Raw genomic sequence first — 16,064 nt, 5'->3', positions numbered from 1 at the left:
CTATCTCAATGCTCGTCATCTGGCGAAGCAAATCACAAAGGACTGGATTAATGAGCAATTTCAAATTCGTTATGGTTTCCGCCGGCTTTGAGCACGGCGGAAACGTTACACACCGCCACCTCGATGGCCACCCAGAGTTGCTCGTATATCCATTCGAATCCCAGCTGGGCAGCCGCAATTTCAACGACTTCCTCGCCTCCGTCGAGCGCGTACAGTACCGCTATCCAGAGTTCCCAGAGGGTCTGCGTCCAGCCGAACTCTATGAGCACATGATCGATGAGGAAGCAAAGACGTTCCTGCGCAAGCGCAACGGCTCGAAGTTCAAAGATGCGGATCTTGACCTGATCGAAGCCGACCGTCAGGCTGCGTTTGCAGAATATCTTGGTGATGCAGATTTCTATCCACGCGCAAAGGTTATTGAAGCCTTTTTCCGTGCCACATTCGCCGCGTGGAAAAATTATTACGTCAAGCCGCGCGAAGACATGACATATGTGGGCTACTCGCCGGCCATCGGCATCGATGCGGATCGCATCGTCCGCGACTTCCCGGATGCTCGGATCATCCACATCGTCCGTAATCCGTTCTCGGCCTACCGCGATACGAAGCGCCGCCCCTTCCCGCAGCCGTTGAGCAAGTACCTGATCACCTGGAACATCTACCATTCCACGGTCGAGATGTACGCCAAGATGCATCCGAAGAATGTACGGGTGTTCCGCTATGAAGATCTCGTCGCGAACAAGGAAAAGTTCATGCGCGAAGTCTCCGATTTCATCAACGTACCATTTGCTGAAACGATGCTATATCCGAGCTGGAACGGCGTTGAGATCAAGGAAAGCATCGCACCTTGGGGCACGGTTCTGAAAAGCACCGAAGAATACAACGAAGCCGTCATCAACGAACTGACCGAAGAAGAAAAGGTACAGATCGTTGCCGGCACAACGGCTCTGGCCCGCCACTTCCAGTACGACAATATCAGCTACCTGAACAAATATTATGGTGCTTAGTAAATTGCGGCATGCAAATGCCGCAAGTAAACTTGGCGCTGACGAGAAAAATGACTTGGCGACAGGTCTGCAGGCCACGCTGGGCGCAAGCCTGGCTGGCCTGCGCCCGCTAAACGGCGGAACCCTTGGGATCATTTTTTCTGGCACGCTGGACGGCTGCGAACGCTGTTTCAAGACGCATGCCGTACCGTCGGGCCAGGTGACCCTGCGGCGCGAGCATGCATTTCTGCAGCAGATTTCGAATAACCGGACGGATGCCAGTCTGTTTTCAGTCGCGGAGCGAGACAGTCAGCGAACGTGGCTGCAGATGAACCTACTTTCTTCATGCAACGACCTGACGCCGGCGACCATCAGACGACTAGTCTTCGATTACGAGGCGAAATTGCCTGGCAAAATCGGATTTGCTCTCGTCCCAGCCGAAGACAATATCCATCTTCTTCTTGATAAATCAGAGCAATCACTGGCATTGCTTTCGGATCATGACCTGATTTCCGCAGGCGTCGCATCTAAGGCCCGACATCGGCTTACTCACCTCCGTGCAATTTCCGGTGAATTTATCCTGCAGTTGTGCCATGGAGATCTTGGTCCGGCCAACATCCTGTGCGATGACTTTGGGCCTGTGGCAATCGATTGGGAAGATGCCTTCTGGGGTATTGCCGGCTACGACTATTTGTACTGGTTGACCTTTTTCTCCAACAGGCGATGGCTGACACCGGACTCTGTAGGACACACGCCATGGGGCCGCCCCGCTGAGGTGGCGCTGATGGTGATGATATTACTGCTGAAATGCATGCTCTCCGTTCGAGACGGCAGCTATCTCGGCAACAAGATCAGTTTTGACCAACGCCTGATGGAAGTGATTGCTCTTGACTAGCATAACCGATCAAGGATCTGGGCCGCGCGTCGGCAGTAGCGACCTGCAGGCGATGCTCGATGTTGCTTCCGCGGATCTCGATGAACTGCGCGGCGCTCGTCTTTTCATAACCGGTGGAACTGGTTATATTGGGCGATGGTTGCTGGAACTTCTTTGCCACGCCAACTGGTCCCGAGATCTTTCCATGACCATCGTTGTGCTAAGCCGCAACCCTCGAAAATTTGCCGACCAGTGCCCACATCTTGCAAATGACCCCGCCGTCTCATTCATCCAGGGAGATGTCCGCGATTTCACCGGCCTGACCGGCACGTTTAGCCATATTCTTCACGCTGCAACGGATGTGATCGCCAGCAACACGGCACTCGACACATTCGACGTGACTGTTGCTGGTACGCAGCGCGTGCTCGATGTCGCGCGCGATCATGGTGCCAAAAATGTTCTGCTTTTATCTTCGGGGGCGGTTTACGGCCGGCTGGCGGAGCCGGTAGACCGAATTCCAGAAACGCAACCTTGCACCTCAGACGTGACGGCCAGCAGCGCCGCATACGGACTTGGCAAGATCGCCACCGAGTGGCTCGGCAATGCCTATGGCCAGCAGTACGGTTTCGCCTGTAAATCGGCGCGCATATTCGCACAAGTTGGCCCTTATCTGGAGCTGGACGCTCATTTCGCGGCCGGCAATTTCATCCGCGACGCATTGCGGGGGCAGACGCTTACGATCAAGGGTGACGGCACCTCGCTACGCTCCTACATGTATGCGACGGATCTTGTTGCTTGGCTGCTGGCGATCCTCGTCAGGGGACGGGCCGAGACCTCCTACAATGTCGGTTCAGAGCAGGCTGTATCAATTCGCGAACTGGCGGAAGCAGTGGCGCGGGTAACGGGTCTAGACAGCAGTAACGTCAAGATTCTCGGCCAACCAGCTCTAGGCGTTGCCCCCGATCGCTACGTACCCAGCACGCAGTTCGCACAATCAGATCTCGGACTGTCCATCACGGTGCCTTTTGAAGAAGCCCTCCTCCGTACCGCCGAATGGTATCGTCCGCAATTCAGCACAGGAAAACGATAATGACGAGTACACCGGCATACGCTAAACAGCTGCGTCAACGTGTTCTTGAACTCTGCAGCCGAAAGCGAACGTCGCATATTGGCGGCGCATTTTCCGTGGCCGACATATTGGCGGTTCTCTACGCGGAAATCCTCGACATCACGGCAGATGAACCCGACGCACCCGGGCGCGACCGGCTGTTCTTCAGCAAAGGTCATGCCTGCACCGCACTCTATGCGATGCTGGAGTTGCGCGGCTTCTTCAAGGGCTACGACCTGCTGGAGCAGTTCACTGAAAACGGCACCTATTTCACCTCGCACGTCAATCACAATCTGCCAGGCGTGGAACTCTCCACCGGCAGTCTTGGTCATGCGCTGGGCGTATCATGCGGAAGCGCCCTTGCCGGCAAGCGCCGAAGACAGCCGTGGAGCGTTTTTTCCATTTTGAGCGATGGTGAGCTGGACGAAGGCTCAAACTGGGAAGCCATTCTGTTTGCCGCCCATCATAAGCTGGACAATCTTGTCGCCGTAATCGATTACAACAAGATCCAGAGTTTCGGCGCTGTCAGCGAGATCATGAACCTTGAGCCGTTGGCCGACAAATTCAAGGCGTTCAACTGGGAGGTCGAAGAAGTCGACGGCCATGCTCTGCCGGCTTTGCAGGATGTATTCATGCGATTCAAGGAAAGCCGCAATGGCCGACCGAAATGCGTCATTGCCCATACTGTCAAAGGTAAGGGAGTCAGCTTCATGGAGAACGATTTGGCGTGGCATTATCGCTCACCCTCCGAGGCAGATGTACTGAAGGCGATTAGCGAATTGGAGGCGGTGTAATGCGCAATACCTTTATCAACACGCTGTGCGACCTCGCCGAAAAGCACGACGACATTTTCCTTCTGTGCGGCGATCTTGGCTACTCCGTTCTGGAGCCGTTTGCTGCGCGTTACCCGGATCGTTTCTTGAATGCGGGCATAGCCGAACAGAACATGACGCAGGTCGCGGCCGGACTAGCACGTGAAGGTTACAATGTCTTCACCTACTCGATCGGCAATTTTCCAACCCTTCGGGCAATGGAGCAGGTGCGCTATGACGTCTGCTATCATGCAGCCAACGTTAAGGTCGTTGCCGTGGGTGCCGGTTATGCGTACGGGCCGCAAGGTGTGTCGCATCACACTACCGAAGACATCGCAATGTTGCGCGCATTGCCCGGCATGACCGTGTGCGCGCCAGCCGATGCCGGCGAAGCCCGAGCTGCCGCCCTTTTCATGGCGAACCATGTAGGGCCAGGCTATGTCCGCCTTAACAAGTCGGGAGAACCCGTTCTTCACGATGCCTCAAGGCCTGTGAAAATGGCACCTGGCGAGTTTGTCCCTGTCAAGGATGGACAGGGCACGTTGGTGCTTGCGACGGGTGCAATCGTCACGCCGATGTTGATTGAACTGCGCGATAATAGTCTTGACTGGGCGCTTTGGAGCGCGCCGTTTATCGGCGGTTATAACCGTGAAACGCTGGTCTCGATGTCACATCGTTTTCAACGCATCGTCACCGTCGAGGAACATCAACTCAGCGGCGGCTTCGGCAGCTCCATCATCGAGGCCCTTAGCGATCTTTATGCCACGGGCGTTCTGAGACAAATGCCGAAGGTCGAACGTATAGGAGTGCCGAACACATTCATCAGCACCTCCGGCACGCAGGAATATCTCCGGCAGGTCGCTGGCCTAACACTCGCCAACGTAAGCCGGTAACGCGTCAATGGATACCTACAGCCTGATGACCAATTTTTTGACCAGCAGACTTCTCAGATTCCTGCTGGTTGGAGTTCTAAACACGGTTGTCGGCTACAGCGTCTATGTGCTCGGGCTTTGGGCCGGTTTACACTTCGCCACAGCCATCGCTGTGGCTACAGTGCTTGGAACGCTGTTCAACTTCAAAAGCATCGGCAGTTTAGTTTTTGCCGACAAGGACCACACAAAACTGCCGCGGTTCGTGATGGTCTATGTCGTTGTTTATCTCGTCAACGTCACCGGCGTTGGAGGATTAGTCCGTCTTGGTATTGCCGATTGGCTTGGCGGCCTGATACTCCTGATTCCACTGGCGCTCCTTTCCTACTTTCTCAACAGCCGATATGTTTTCAAGCCATGACAAAAAAAATCAGCATTGTTACGCCGCTTTTCAACGAAGCGGAAAACGTCACCGAGCTATGCGAGCGGATTGCTGCAGTCATGTCGGCTCTGCCCTATGATTATGATCACCTCTGCATCGACAATTGCTCGTCAGACAAGACTGTAGAGATACTACGCGCCAGAGCCGCACATGATCCTCATCTGCGCGTGATCGTGAACGCCCGCAATTTCGGTTATATTCGATCATCTTATCACGCCCTACTCCAAGCATCTGGGGATGCCGCTGTGCTGATCGCATCCGACCTTCAGGATCCACCAGAGATCATTCTAGAATTTGTTAAAAAATGGGAATCCGGCTTCAAGACCGTAATGGCTGTAAAGCCGGTGAGCGAAGAGTCATCGCTCATGTTTGCGGTTCGCAAGTTCTACTATAAAACGATTGGCCGTATTTCAGATGTCCCGTTGGTTCCCAACGCCACTGGGTCCGGTTTATTTGATCGGGTAGTGCTAGACGTCTTGCGGAAACTCGATGACCCCTATCCTTATTTCCGCGGCCTCGTTTGCGAGATCGGATACCCAATCGCTACCATACCCTTTACGCAACCGCGTAGAATGCGCGGTGTGACAAGCCAAAATTTCTACTCTCTGTACGACATGGCAATGTTGGGTATAACCAAACATTCCAAGGTGCCTCTGCGGATAATGACATTGTCCGGTTTCGGCGTTGCCTGCCTTAGCCTATTCGTAGCATTAGGCTATCTCCTCGCAAAGCTAGTCTTTTGGAACTCGTTCGAGATCGGACTTGCCCCAATCCTTATAGGTATCTTCTTCTTCGGTGCCGTCCAAATGCTATTTCTAGGTATGCTGGGGGAATACATTGGAGCAATCCAGACACAAGTGCGAAAATTGCCTCTCGTCACAGAGCAAGAACGGATAAACTTCCCATCACATGCCGCTATGGAAAGCATTGCATCGGACGATTAAACATAGACATATCCCGCGCTCGACATTAAGTTCCAGCACTCATTTGCGGTGAAGAGATTGCAGATGGCGCGTCAGAGAGCCTCGAAGGTTCTGGCCTTTGCCTTTCTCGGGTTCGACTTGAGCTTGGCTGTTGGTTTCCACGCGGAACTGAGCCGGTGGGGATGCGGATAAAAACTTGGACTGATTTAGACGTTATGGCCGAGACTTCTGCGATACTCGATCGGGCTGAGCGACCCCAATGATATTTTGATGCGCTTCTCATTGTACCATCGGATGTAGCCATCAACCTCGCGAACAAATTGCTCGATCGTGATGGTCTTCCAGTCTCGTGGATAGAAGAGTTCCGTTTTCAACCGTCCAAAGAAGCCTTCGCACGCGGCGTTATCTTGGGAACAGCCCTTGCGGGACATCGAGCGAACCAATTTCGCATCGTTAATCCGAGAGAGCCAGCCGGGCCAACGATAATGAGCTCCGCGATCGGAATGGACAATTGTCCCGCCTTCGCCGTCGGTGACAGTTTCAATGGCGGCGTCCAGCATCGTGTTGACCAGGCCCGCATCAGGTTGCGTTCCGATCGACCAGCTGATCACCATCCCGTCGAAGCAATCTATGATGGGCGAGAGATACACTTTGCCGGCTGGGATCTGGAATTCGGTAATGTCCGTGAGCCACTTCTCGTTCGGTGTTTTGGCATGGAAGTCGCGGTTGATGAGGTTCTCAGGCGCAGGACTGATTTCTCCCAAGTAAGAGCCAAAACGCCGTCGCCGTGGTCTGGCGGCGACCAGACGCTCCTGTTTCATCAATCGCTGCACAACCTTTTCCGAGATTGTCACACTCTGCCTGGCCAGAGACGCCTGCAGTCTGCGATAGCCGTAGCAGCGATGGTTGCTTTCGAAGATTTCCGTCAGGTCTCGACGGATGGCGACATACTTGTCTTCCAGGTTTGCTCGGGCGCGGTGGTAGAAGTACGAACTTCGCGCAATCCCCAACTGCACAAGCAGTTCCGGCAATCGATAGGTATCTTTGAGGGCGTCAACCAGCTGTGTCTTCTCTCGATTACTCAGGAGTTGCAGATCGACGCCCAGGCCTTTTTTTAGCAGTTCATTGGCCTTCTTCAGCAGATCATGCTCGAGCTGCAATTGTCGGACATCGCGCTGGAGGGCTTCAAGCTGTCGCTCGAGTTCTTCACGCTCAGGTGCCGGCGCGGAGGTTTTGCGGCGTTTCATCGATGAGGCAGCCTCATGACCGAGTAACTCATTCCTCCAAGCGTACAACGTCGGCCGGCATACGCCTATCCGGTCGGCTACCTGCTGGGCACTTTCCTCTCTACTGCAAAGATCTAGGACAGCGACCTGCTTCAACGCTTCAGGATAAGCCCGACGCCAGGATCTTCCTGCCATCGAAGTTCTCGTCTGTGGAAACGCCTCTCGAACCCATGCTGTCAAAGTCCCGCGACCTGGATAACCCAGCGCCCTCATCGTCACAGAGATACAGCGATCGTGAGTACGGTAGTGCTCAAGCGCTACCTGCTTCTGCGCCTCAGAAAACTTCGGTGCGCGAGCCGCACTACGGACGCGCAGGTCTTGATGCTGCTGGTACTCTCGATACCAGTTCCTCAGCGCATTCTTCGTGGGATAACCTAATTGGCGGATCGTCGCCTTAACCCGCCTGCCGAGCTTAATATACAGCTCGACTGCGCGAATTCTGTCTGCATGGGAATACATGGACTACCTCCTGGTGGTCCAAGTTTTAGTCCGCATCCCCTTATGCGCCCAACCGGCTCAGTTCTGCGTGGAAACCAACAGGCTTGCCTTCTGGTCGGGTGGTTTCGTCAATTTCGGCGACCGGGACGACGAGGGGCTGGATATCGGCCACACGACGATCGGCATCAGCGGCGGCTTCGACTACCGCTTCTCGGAAAAACTGGTGGCCGGACTGGGCATTGGTTACGGCCGCGATCAGGCCGATATCGGCGAAAACGGCACAGAAAACCGCGCCCAGTCGTTCAGCGCCGCGCTCTACGCAAGTTACGAGCCGATCGACAATTTCTTCCTCGACACCTTGCTTGGGGCCGGAACCCTGAACTTCGACAGCAATCGGTATGTGACCTCCACCGGCGATATCGCAACGGGAGAGCGCAGCGGCAGCCAGGTCTTTGGGTCCGTCACCGCCGCCTACGAAATCAGGGAGGATAGCTGGCTCGTCTCACCCTACGCGCGGGTCGAGTTCTCCCGCTCCGGGCTGGATGGCTTTACCGAACAGGGCGGCAGCATCTACAGCCTGACCTATGGCAGCCAGACGGTGGATACCGTTTCCGGTTTCATCGGTGTTCGCGCCAACAAATCGTTCGAGATGGACTGGGGTACACTCACGCCGGGCCTGCGACTGGAGTATGTCCATGACTTCGACGGTTCGTCCAAGGTCAAACTCGATTATGCCGATCTCGGCACGCTTCCTTACGAAATCGACGGACGCGAAACCGACCAGGACTATGTGACTTTGGGCCTTTCGGTGAACACGCAGTTCGACAACGACTAGGATCTTACGCTGGATTACCGGGCAATGTTTGGAGAGGACGGCAATGCGGACCACATGGTCGGTGCGCAACTCAGGGTGAAATTCTAGCTGAACAATAGCATTCGGCGCGGGAGGATCATGCGCCGGATGAACCCTGAAGCTGATCATCCAGCAACCGCATCAGATACTCGTGCATGCGATGGGAGGCATAAGGGCGGATATCAATTGACAGCACATAATGAGAGCTTTCCGTACAACACCGAATATCTCTCGACCATGGACTTTGAGGCCAGTATGTCGACGTAGTGCTGTCTTGCATAGATCGGATAGTCTGCAACCTCGGCTGTCTTCTCCGACATTCGCATCATCGCGCCAGCCAGCGCCCTGGCATTCTGCGGTGGCACCACGATTCCCGTTTGCCCATCCTTGTTGACAAAACTCGTGCCCGTGCCGATCTCGCAACTGATCATCGGCTTGCCGAACATGGCGGCCTCCACCAGAGAAAGCCCGTAGGCTTCCGACCTCAGATGTGAAGGGAAAACGAAGGCCATGCAGAGTTCGAGCAAGGCCGCCTTGTCGAGATCATTCACGCCGCCGAGGAAATGCACGTTGGTCAAACCAGCGCGGGCGACCTGATCTTTCAATTCGCTCTCCATCGGCCCCTCGCCGGCAATTAGGATATCGGCATACACATCCTTTGCCGCCTCGATCAGTGTATGCAGGCCTTTGTAATAACGCAGCACGCCGACGAACAGGAAGAACGGCTTTGGAAATCGGGCCTGCCAGTTGGCCTTCAAATCGTCCGACGCGCGAGGGTAATCCGCCTCGTCGAGGCCAATCGGGATGACCTCAGTCTTGTCCCGGAAGCCCTGCAGCACTTCGCTGCTCTCCAGATAATTCGGCGAGGTCGCGATGATACGATCGACGCTGCCGAGGAAGCGATGCATCAGCGGCTTGTAGAGCCGCAGAAGCAGCTTCTGTTTGACGATATCGGAGTGGTAGGTGACAACGCTCGGCTTTCCCGGCGGATGCAACACATGCAGCAGGTCCATGAACGGCCACGGAAAATGGTAATGAACCACGTCGGCCCTGACGCTCAGGGCCTTGAATTTGGCAATGACATCCAACGAGAAGCCGGTGGAGGCAAATTCGAAATCGAGTTTGGCCTTGTGCGCCATATGCCCGTCGAACTCGACCGTATTGGCTATCGGATCGCGGCTAAGCGACAGGACATCGGACTGGATGCCATACGCCAAAGATCCCTTGGCGATGGCATGGATCGTCCGTTCGACGCCGCCGAAAGTATCCGGATAATACGTCTTGAAGACGTGGAGAACGCGCATTTCAAAGCCTCGAATGCATCGTTGCCCGACGCCGTCCACCAAAGCAACGGCGCCGAGAGTTGATTTCGGGCTTTACCCGCGACCGAATTCGTCGGAGACCCGAACGATATCGTCTTCGCCGAGATAGGAACCTGTCTGCACTTCGATCATTTCCAGCATGATACGACCGGGGTTGTAGAGACGATGAAGGTCTCCCTGCGGGATATAAACGGATTCGTTTTCGCGCACGAAGGTGACCTTGTCGCCAACAGTCACTTCTGCCGTGCCCTTGACGCAAATCCAGTGTTCCGAACGATGGAAATGTTTCTGCAGCGAGAGCTTTTTGCCAGGTAGCACGAACAGACGCTTCACCTGGAAACGGTCACCGTTGAACAGCGAGGTATAACCGCCCCATGGACGATAAGAGGTCGGGTGAGTTTCCGTCAGGCTCGATGTCGCCTTGGCCTTGGCCAGGTATTTTACCAGCTTGCCGACTTCCTGCGCTTCGTCGAGGCGGCCGACATAAACGGCATCTTCGCTGGCGATAACCGCGACGTCCTTCAGTCCCTGTACGGCCAGATGCGAGGCGCGCGACAGAATCAGAGAATTTTCGGTGTTCATGACCGTGGCATGCCCGATGACGACATTACCATTCTCATCCTTTTCGCCGAGTTTCCACACGGCATCCCAGCTGCCGAGATCCGACCAAGTGAAAGAAGACGTGACCACCGCGGCGTTCGTGGTCTTTTCCATGACTGCATAGTCGATGGAGATGTCCGGGCTTGCGGCAAAGCTAGCCTCGTCGAGACGGACGAAGTCAAGATCGACCGCAGCCTTGGCGACGGCGGCACCTGCTGCCTCGTGCACGGATGGTGCATAGGATTCGAGTTCGCTCAGGAACAGATCGGCGCGACACATGAAGATGCCCGAGTTCCAGAAGAACCCGCCAGCGGCCAGCATCTGCTCAGCAGCGGCAGGTTGCGGCTTTTCGACGAACCGCTTGACCTTGTGGGCGCCGGTCGACAGAGCCTCTCCCTGCTCGATGTAACCGTAACCCGTAGCCGGTTCGGTCGGTTCGATGCCAAAAGTGACTATTTTGCCTGAGGCAGCGGTCTGAAGTGCCGTTGCGATCGCATCTCTCCAATCATTGCCGGCATCGATCTCGTGATCGGAGGCAAGAAGCAGAAGAATGGCATCTTCACCAAAGGTCTGCGTCAGGTGGAAAGCGGCAGCAGCGATAGCAGCAGCCGTATTGCGCGCCACCGGCTCAAGAATAATGGCTGACAGATCGACGCCGACTTCGCGGGCCTGTTCCGCTACCGTGAAGCGAAAGTCCTGGTTGGTAATCACGACGGGCGCTTCATAGACAGCGCTGTCCACGACGCGCTCCAGGGTTTCCTGAAACAGCGTTTTTTCGTCGACCACCTGGATGAACTGTTTCGGTGCGCTGGAACGCGACAGAGGCCACAAACGCGTGCCTTTGCCGCCGGCCATGATAACTGGAATGATCTTCTGGGTCATAAAATATCTCCGGTGGTCGGACGGATCGTGTTGTAGTCGGGCAACCTTGAATAGGCAATCAGCTCAATGCGTTTCAGCCCATTGACGCACAAGAGACAGACCCTTGCCCAACAGCAATGATGCCGCAGCTTCGTCTTCCGCCTCCACATAACACCGCATTTCCGGCGCATTGCCGGAAGGGCGTAGGTGAATGACGGTTCGATCAACAAGTGTCACGCGCAAACCGTCGATGTCGCTGATCGAACCGACGTCACCGAGCGGAGCAAGGAGGGCGGTAAGATTTTCAGGTGCTTCCCGTAGATGCGCCATTAGCGCTGCACTGGTCTCGACGGAAAAATTCTCCAGCCGGTCAGCAGCAGCGACGGGCAAACCAAAACCCTCAGCGATGACGGAGAGCGGCTTGTTGCGTCCTTTGGCGAGAGACAGCGTTGCCAGAACCGGCAGAAAGCTGTCGCGCGTAGGAAGGGCGGTCAGCGTAGCGGCATTGGCGACGAAGAACGCTGATTGGGTCAGAACGCCGCCATTGGCCTCGAACCCCATCACACCCGTCTCGCCTGCCGCTGTCGCCTGGTTCATGCCTTCGATAACAAACGGGGAACCGACTTTGGTGCGCGTGACACGATATGTGCCGGCCGCCTCGATACCGGAATTGGAAGTGACCGGCGTGACGACCACCTTTGCATCGAGAAAACGGGCGACGATAAGGCCGAGCAGGTCACCGCGCAGCGGCGTGCCAGCTTCATCGGCCACTAGCGGTCGATCCCCATCACCATCGGCAGAAACGATAGCGTCGAGGCTGTGCTCCTGCGCCCATGCCTGCAAAACCTCGATCGTCTGGGGCGACACCGCCTCGGTGTCGACCGGAATGAAGCGCTCCGAATGACCGAGCGCGACGACCTCTGCACCGTAACCGGCGATCACATCGACAAGACCATCGCGGGCAACCGTGCTGTGCTGGTAGACACCCACTTTCAAGCCGGAAAGAGCGCCTGGCGTCAAAACTGCGCGGTTGCGCGAAAGGAAAAGCGCCTGCGCCTGGGCTTCCTCATGCAAGGCGGCACCCGGCGTCAGGTCGATTATACTGTCAGAAATTTCTGCTGCGATGCGGGTGATGGCAAGCTCGTCGGTCTTGTCGATTTCACCATCCGGACGATAGAACTTGATGCCGTTGCGATCGGCGGGAATGTGCGATCCTGTTACCATCAACGAAGGCGAGCCTCTCGACATCGCATAAAGCGCCAGTGCCGGCGTCGGTATCGCACCACAATCAACCGGCGTCAGACCAGCTCGCGCCAAGGCGCCAATGCAGGTGGCTGCGATATCGGGGCTGGAGGGCCGGTAATCCCCGGCAACATAGATGCGATCACCCGGCTTTACGAAGCCGGCATCCAGAAGATATTTTGCAAAAGCGGTTGCATACAATACCGATGCGTGACCTTGGAGATCCGTTACCAGGCCGCGGAGCCCGCTGGTGCCGAACTTCATGAATGCTCCTAACCCTTGGTATTTGTATTTTCGGTAACGTGCGGCGTCACTCTCGCAACTCGCCCACATGTTCACGACGGTAACTCCCATTTCTCTCATATGGTCCGGCACGTTTGTCAAACGAGACTTGGCCGAACTCGGGCTATACCCTCGGCGCCTGGTTGGAGATGGCGAAAATCGATCGTGGCCCTGTGTTTCGCAAGATCGATCGCTGGGGCAATATTGCCAACCGCGCTTGATCCGCAGGCCGTCAATGCCATCGTCAAGCAGCGCGCCGAGATGGCTAAGTTGGACAGCGGGGAATTTTCTGCACATGGGCTGCGATCGGGCTATCTGACCGAGGCAGCCAATCGCGGCATCCCCCCGCCCGAGGCGATGGAACAGTCTCGGCATCAGTCGGTGCAGCAGACGTCCACCTATAACAACAACGCAACGCGCCGCAGTGGTCGCGCAGCGCGACTATTGTAAAGGCTAATTCAGTCTTAGAATTCCCAGGGCGAGATCAGTTCCAATCCTGTCGTCTGGAAATCCTTGAGGTTGCGTGTCGCCAGACGGCCTCCGTTGATCCTTGCGATCACCGCGATCATGCCGTCGGGAGCAGACATTGCCCTGCCCTGACGGACCGCATCACCCATGATCTCACCGTACGACAGTGCCGCGTCTTCCGTGAACGAAAACATCCGGTCCGAGAAGCGGCGACGCCAACTCGAAAGCCCCTCCTCCAATCGATCTGCACGCTGATTTGGTCGAATCTTCTGGATACCAAAAGCGATTTCAGCAACGGTGACTGTTGGCAATGCAAGTTCAGCGTCGTGGCGAACCAACCATGCGATAACTGCCGGGTCCGGTACTTTCTTCAACGTCTCTGACAAGACATTCGTGTCGAGGAAGATCAAAGTTCCACCGCTTTGTGGGGAACTCTGTTTTCGTTGATTATGATTTCCAGATCGACATCCGTGCCCGATTGCAACGAAAGGCGTCGATAAAAATCCACAGCGAGCTCACGCCCTGCTTCACGGGATTCATATGTCTCGAGTGCACGCTCGACGATATCGGCGATCGTACGATTCTCGCGACGTGCAAGACGATTTGCGATATCGCGCGCTTTTGAACTGCGAACCGAGAGCTGTGGTGCGGCCATGAACGCCTCCTTATAACTCAAATATACTATCATGCACGCTTGTCATCAACATGGCACTTGCAAGCTTGATGGCATCATCACCTAATGTCGTTTTGCATTTAATGGCTAGGGTCCGCACTCGTTAATTTAACAAGATAGGCGCAAAGCAGCCAAATTTGCTCCACAGGCGCGCCAGAATGGGTGCTGCAACTTTTAGATATTCAGAATACTGCGCGTCCACCATGAGTTCAAAATGAAACAGGCTCCGCATCACGATGGCAATGTCATTGTCGGTCTGGTGCTCTTACTCCGAAACTCTGCTCAACAGGCTACTCTTCGGTGGAAACCTTGATGTCACGCGCTGCAAGCGCCTTCAGAAGCTTCGCGCTGGGCTTGCTGTTCTCCAATCCACTGATCGAGTTGAGGTTTGGCAGAAGCTCAAGATCGGAAATCGCCTTGTCGCTCACGGGAATAGCTTCATCGCCACTGCCGGGGTCCCAAAAGGGGTAGAGGTGATAGATAAACTCAGACCCGCCGTCCAATCCGCTGGATTGATGCAGCGTTTCGACTTTGGCCAGAAGCTCGTCCGATATGGCTAGGTTTTTGAAGTAGGTCTCGACCTCAGGGATGATCTCGTAGCCGTCGATCTCGACGGAAATTTCCCGCTTCTCATATTCCTTGGCAAACAGGTGGATATCGAATTGCGGCTTGAGCACCTTCTGCTGATACATAAGCTGTTCGATGACCAGCAGCTTCAAGCCAAGATCCTTGAAACGATTTTCCGATGGCTTGTGCGGCGGGTAGAGTTTCGGTCGGTTTGAATAGTCAGCGACCTCATCGAGAAGCGCGCCAATGCGTTCGCCATAAGGTGCAGGGAGCTTGGTTTTGACGACCTTGAACGCCTTACGCGTTGTTGCGGAAACGGCAAGCCGTTGGACGGCCTTGTCGCGACGTTTCCCATTCCAGGCATCGAAATCGGTCTGGATCAAATTGAGGGTTGCCCGATGCATCTGAAGGCTTTTTTCGTCGCGTTCGCGGTACGTTTGGGCTGACGTACCGAGATGACTTTCATATTTATTCTCCCGCAGCAGACGTTCGTAATTGGCGATGGTCGATTGCAGGAGAGCTTCAGCCTTTTGTTGCGAATATGTCTGGATATCCAGAGGCGTGAAAATGACATCCTCCAGAAACTTGTCGAGCTGTTGTTCCGTCCAGGAAGATGCGTCGCTGAGAGCATGCTGCAGAATTGCGGCCGATTGTGCGTGCGCCGGCTTGCCTTTGTCCGAGTGGAACCCGAACATGTCGTAAGCAAGGTCCACAAGCAGAGGGGCGTCGGGCTGGCCTTTTTCCAGGGTATAGAACCGGATCAGGTCACCAGCCTCGCGGATTGCATCTGGATGCAGCATCAGGTGGTCGGGCAGGAGAAAACTCTTATGCTCCGGAAACGCCCGGTAGATCTCGGGAACAAGCATGGCTGCTTCGGTTCTGAGCGTTTCGTCGCGGTTGCTATAAGGCTTGTGCCAATAATAGAGGTCGAGCATCGATGTAACGATATCAGCCCAGGTTCCCGTTTTTGTCCTGCTGAATTTTTCACTGACGACACTATTGGGTCGTGAGATCGCGCGTCGCAGAAGGTCGAGATGTTGGGCGTGCCGCTCATTGAGAATTCGCCACGCTTCTTCTTTGCCGCCATGGCTGGCGACAGTGGTCGTGCCCGAAAATGCAAGAATGAAATTATAAGCTTTCACACCGTTAAGGGCCAAAGCGTCATTTTCACCCAGGAAGCCTTTGATCGTCGCGAAATAGATATCGTAAAGTCGTTCAAGGTTGCCACGATCTTCGCTGATCAATGATTTCCAGTTTTCCTGGGCAATTTTTAGAGATCGGTAATCGTCTGGTTCATAGGAATTGAGAAAATCTAGGCTTTCTTCAAACGTCATATCTACCCACAATCGATTTCGAACGGATTTGATGCGTATTCCAATGAAGCCGGCCACTGATTCCGAAATCAAGCCGGCCAGTCATTCCGATCTCATTCCGGCCGCCGTTCCGATTTGAAGGCGGCCA

At 55.1% G+C, this 16,064-nt stretch carries 15 protein-coding genes and 1 pseudogene; 9 read left to right on the top strand and 7 right to left on the bottom strand.

Features of this window, described 5'->3' with window-relative positions:
- The first annotated feature begins 50 nt into the window (after window positions 1-50).
- The 7 genes from EDF70_RS06730 to EDF70_RS06700 are packed head-to-tail and all read left to right on the top strand — an operon-like array spanning window position 51 to window position 6,032.
- Window positions 51-1,004, top strand: a complete 954-nt coding sequence (locus tag EDF70_RS06730; RefSeq protein WP_132272607.1) for a sulfotransferase — start codon at window positions 51-53, stop codon at window positions 1,002-1,004.
- Window positions 994-1,878, top strand: a complete 885-nt coding sequence (locus tag EDF70_RS06725; protein ID WP_132272606.1) for a phosphotransferase — start codon at window positions 994-996, stop codon at window positions 1,876-1,878. The genes EDF70_RS06730 and EDF70_RS06725 overlap by 11 nt, the downstream gene beginning before the upstream one ends.
- Window positions 1,871-2,947, top strand: a complete 1,077-nt coding sequence (locus EDF70_RS06720) for an NAD(P)-dependent oxidoreductase (RefSeq protein WP_132272605.1) — start codon at window positions 1,871-1,873, stop codon at window positions 2,945-2,947. Before EDF70_RS06725 ends, EDF70_RS06720 begins: the two co-directional genes overlap by 8 nt.
- Window positions 2,947-3,759 (top strand): transketolase, encoded by an 813-nt coding sequence (locus EDF70_RS06715; protein ID WP_132272604.1) that lies wholly within the window; start codon window positions 2,947-2,949, stop codon window positions 3,757-3,759. Before EDF70_RS06720 ends, EDF70_RS06715 begins: the two co-directional genes overlap by 1 nt.
- Window positions 3,759-4,670, top strand: a complete 912-nt coding sequence (locus tag EDF70_RS06710) for a transketolase C-terminal domain-containing protein (RefSeq protein WP_132272603.1) — start codon at window positions 3,759-3,761, stop codon at window positions 4,668-4,670. Before EDF70_RS06715 ends, EDF70_RS06710 begins: the two co-directional genes overlap by 1 nt.
- Before the next feature lie 7 nt (window positions 4,671-4,677).
- Window positions 4,678-5,067: a GtrA family protein gene (locus EDF70_RS06705; RefSeq protein ID WP_132272602.1), complete on the top strand. Its 390-nt coding sequence runs from the start codon at window positions 4,678-4,680 to the stop codon at window positions 5,065-5,067.
- On the top strand, window positions 5,064-6,032 hold the full coding sequence (locus EDF70_RS06700; protein ID WP_132272601.1) for a glycosyltransferase family 2 protein: 969 nt from the start codon (window positions 5,064-5,066) through the stop codon (window positions 6,030-6,032). Before EDF70_RS06705 ends, EDF70_RS06700 begins: the two co-directional genes overlap by 4 nt.
- Before the next feature lie 185 nt (window positions 6,033-6,217).
- Here the strand turns inward: EDF70_RS06700 and EDF70_RS06695 are convergent, their stop codons facing one another.
- Window positions 6,218-7,756, bottom strand: a complete 1,539-nt coding sequence (locus tag EDF70_RS06695) for an IS3 family transposase (protein WP_132272600.1) — start codon at window positions 7,754-7,756, stop codon at window positions 6,218-6,220.
- Between the two features lie 67 nt (window positions 7,757-7,823).
- On the opposite strand from EDF70_RS06695, the gene EDF70_RS06690 reads away from it, so the two are divergent.
- Entirely contained in the window at window positions 7,824-8,570 is a 747-nt protein-coding gene (locus EDF70_RS06690) for an autotransporter outer membrane beta-barrel domain-containing protein (protein WP_165931957.1), read from the top strand.
- Between the two features lie 200 nt (window positions 8,571-8,770).
- On the opposite strand, the gene EDF70_RS06685 is transcribed toward EDF70_RS06690, so the two are convergent.
- From EDF70_RS06685 to EDF70_RS06675, 3 genes are all read right to left on the bottom strand, one after another.
- Window positions 8,771-9,892, bottom strand: coding sequence for a glycosyltransferase (locus EDF70_RS06685; protein WP_132272598.1), 1,122 nt, complete (start codon window positions 9,890-9,892; stop codon window positions 8,771-8,773).
- A gap of 72 nt (window positions 9,893-9,964) precedes the next feature.
- Window positions 9,965-11,392, bottom strand: coding sequence for a mannose-1-phosphate guanylyltransferase/mannose-6-phosphate isomerase (locus EDF70_RS06680; protein WP_132272597.1), 1,428 nt, complete (start codon window positions 11,390-11,392; stop codon window positions 9,965-9,967).
- A 63-nt stretch (window positions 11,393-11,455) separates the two neighbouring features.
- On the bottom strand, window positions 11,456-12,877 hold the full coding sequence (locus tag EDF70_RS06675; protein ID WP_132272596.1) for a phosphomannomutase: 1,422 nt from the start codon (window positions 12,875-12,877) through the stop codon (window positions 11,456-11,458).
- A 149-nt stretch (window positions 12,878-13,026) separates the two neighbouring features.
- Here EDF70_RS06675 and EDF70_RS06670 point away from each other — a divergent pair.
- A pseudogene (locus EDF70_RS06670) lies at window positions 13,027-13,345 on the top strand (tyrosine-type recombinase/integrase); the annotation flags it as partial.
- 14 nt (window positions 13,346-13,359) lie between these two features.
- On the opposite strand, the gene EDF70_RS06665 reads toward EDF70_RS06670, so the two are convergent.
- The 3 genes from EDF70_RS06665 to EDF70_RS06655 all read right to left on the bottom strand — a co-directional run bounded on the left by EDF70_RS06665 (window position 13,360) and on the right by EDF70_RS06655 (window position 15,937).
- Complete coding sequence (locus EDF70_RS06665) at window positions 13,360-13,773, bottom strand: type II toxin-antitoxin system VapC family toxin (protein ID WP_132272595.1); 414 nt, start codon at window positions 13,771-13,773, stop codon at window positions 13,360-13,362.
- Complete coding sequence (locus tag EDF70_RS06660; RefSeq protein ID WP_132272594.1) at window positions 13,770-14,018, bottom strand: plasmid stabilization protein; 249 nt, start codon at window positions 14,016-14,018, stop codon at window positions 13,770-13,772. Before EDF70_RS06660 ends, EDF70_RS06665 begins: the two co-directional genes overlap by 4 nt.
- Window positions 14,019-14,326: 308 nt before the next feature.
- The gene (locus EDF70_RS06655) at window positions 14,327-15,937 is read right to left on the bottom strand and encodes a hypothetical protein (RefSeq protein ID WP_132272593.1); all 1,611 of its coding nucleotides are present in this window, start codon (window positions 15,935-15,937) and stop codon (window positions 14,327-14,329) included.
- Window positions 15,938-16,064 lie beyond the last annotated feature (127 nt).

This window comes from Neorhizobium sp. JUb45, from assembly GCF_004343585.1.
Taxonomy (GTDB): Bacteria; Pseudomonadota; Alphaproteobacteria; order Rhizobiales; family Rhizobiaceae; genus Neorhizobium.
The sequence above is the reverse complement of the archived record's forward strand: the minus strand, read 5'-3'. Positions and strand labels throughout refer to the sequence as shown.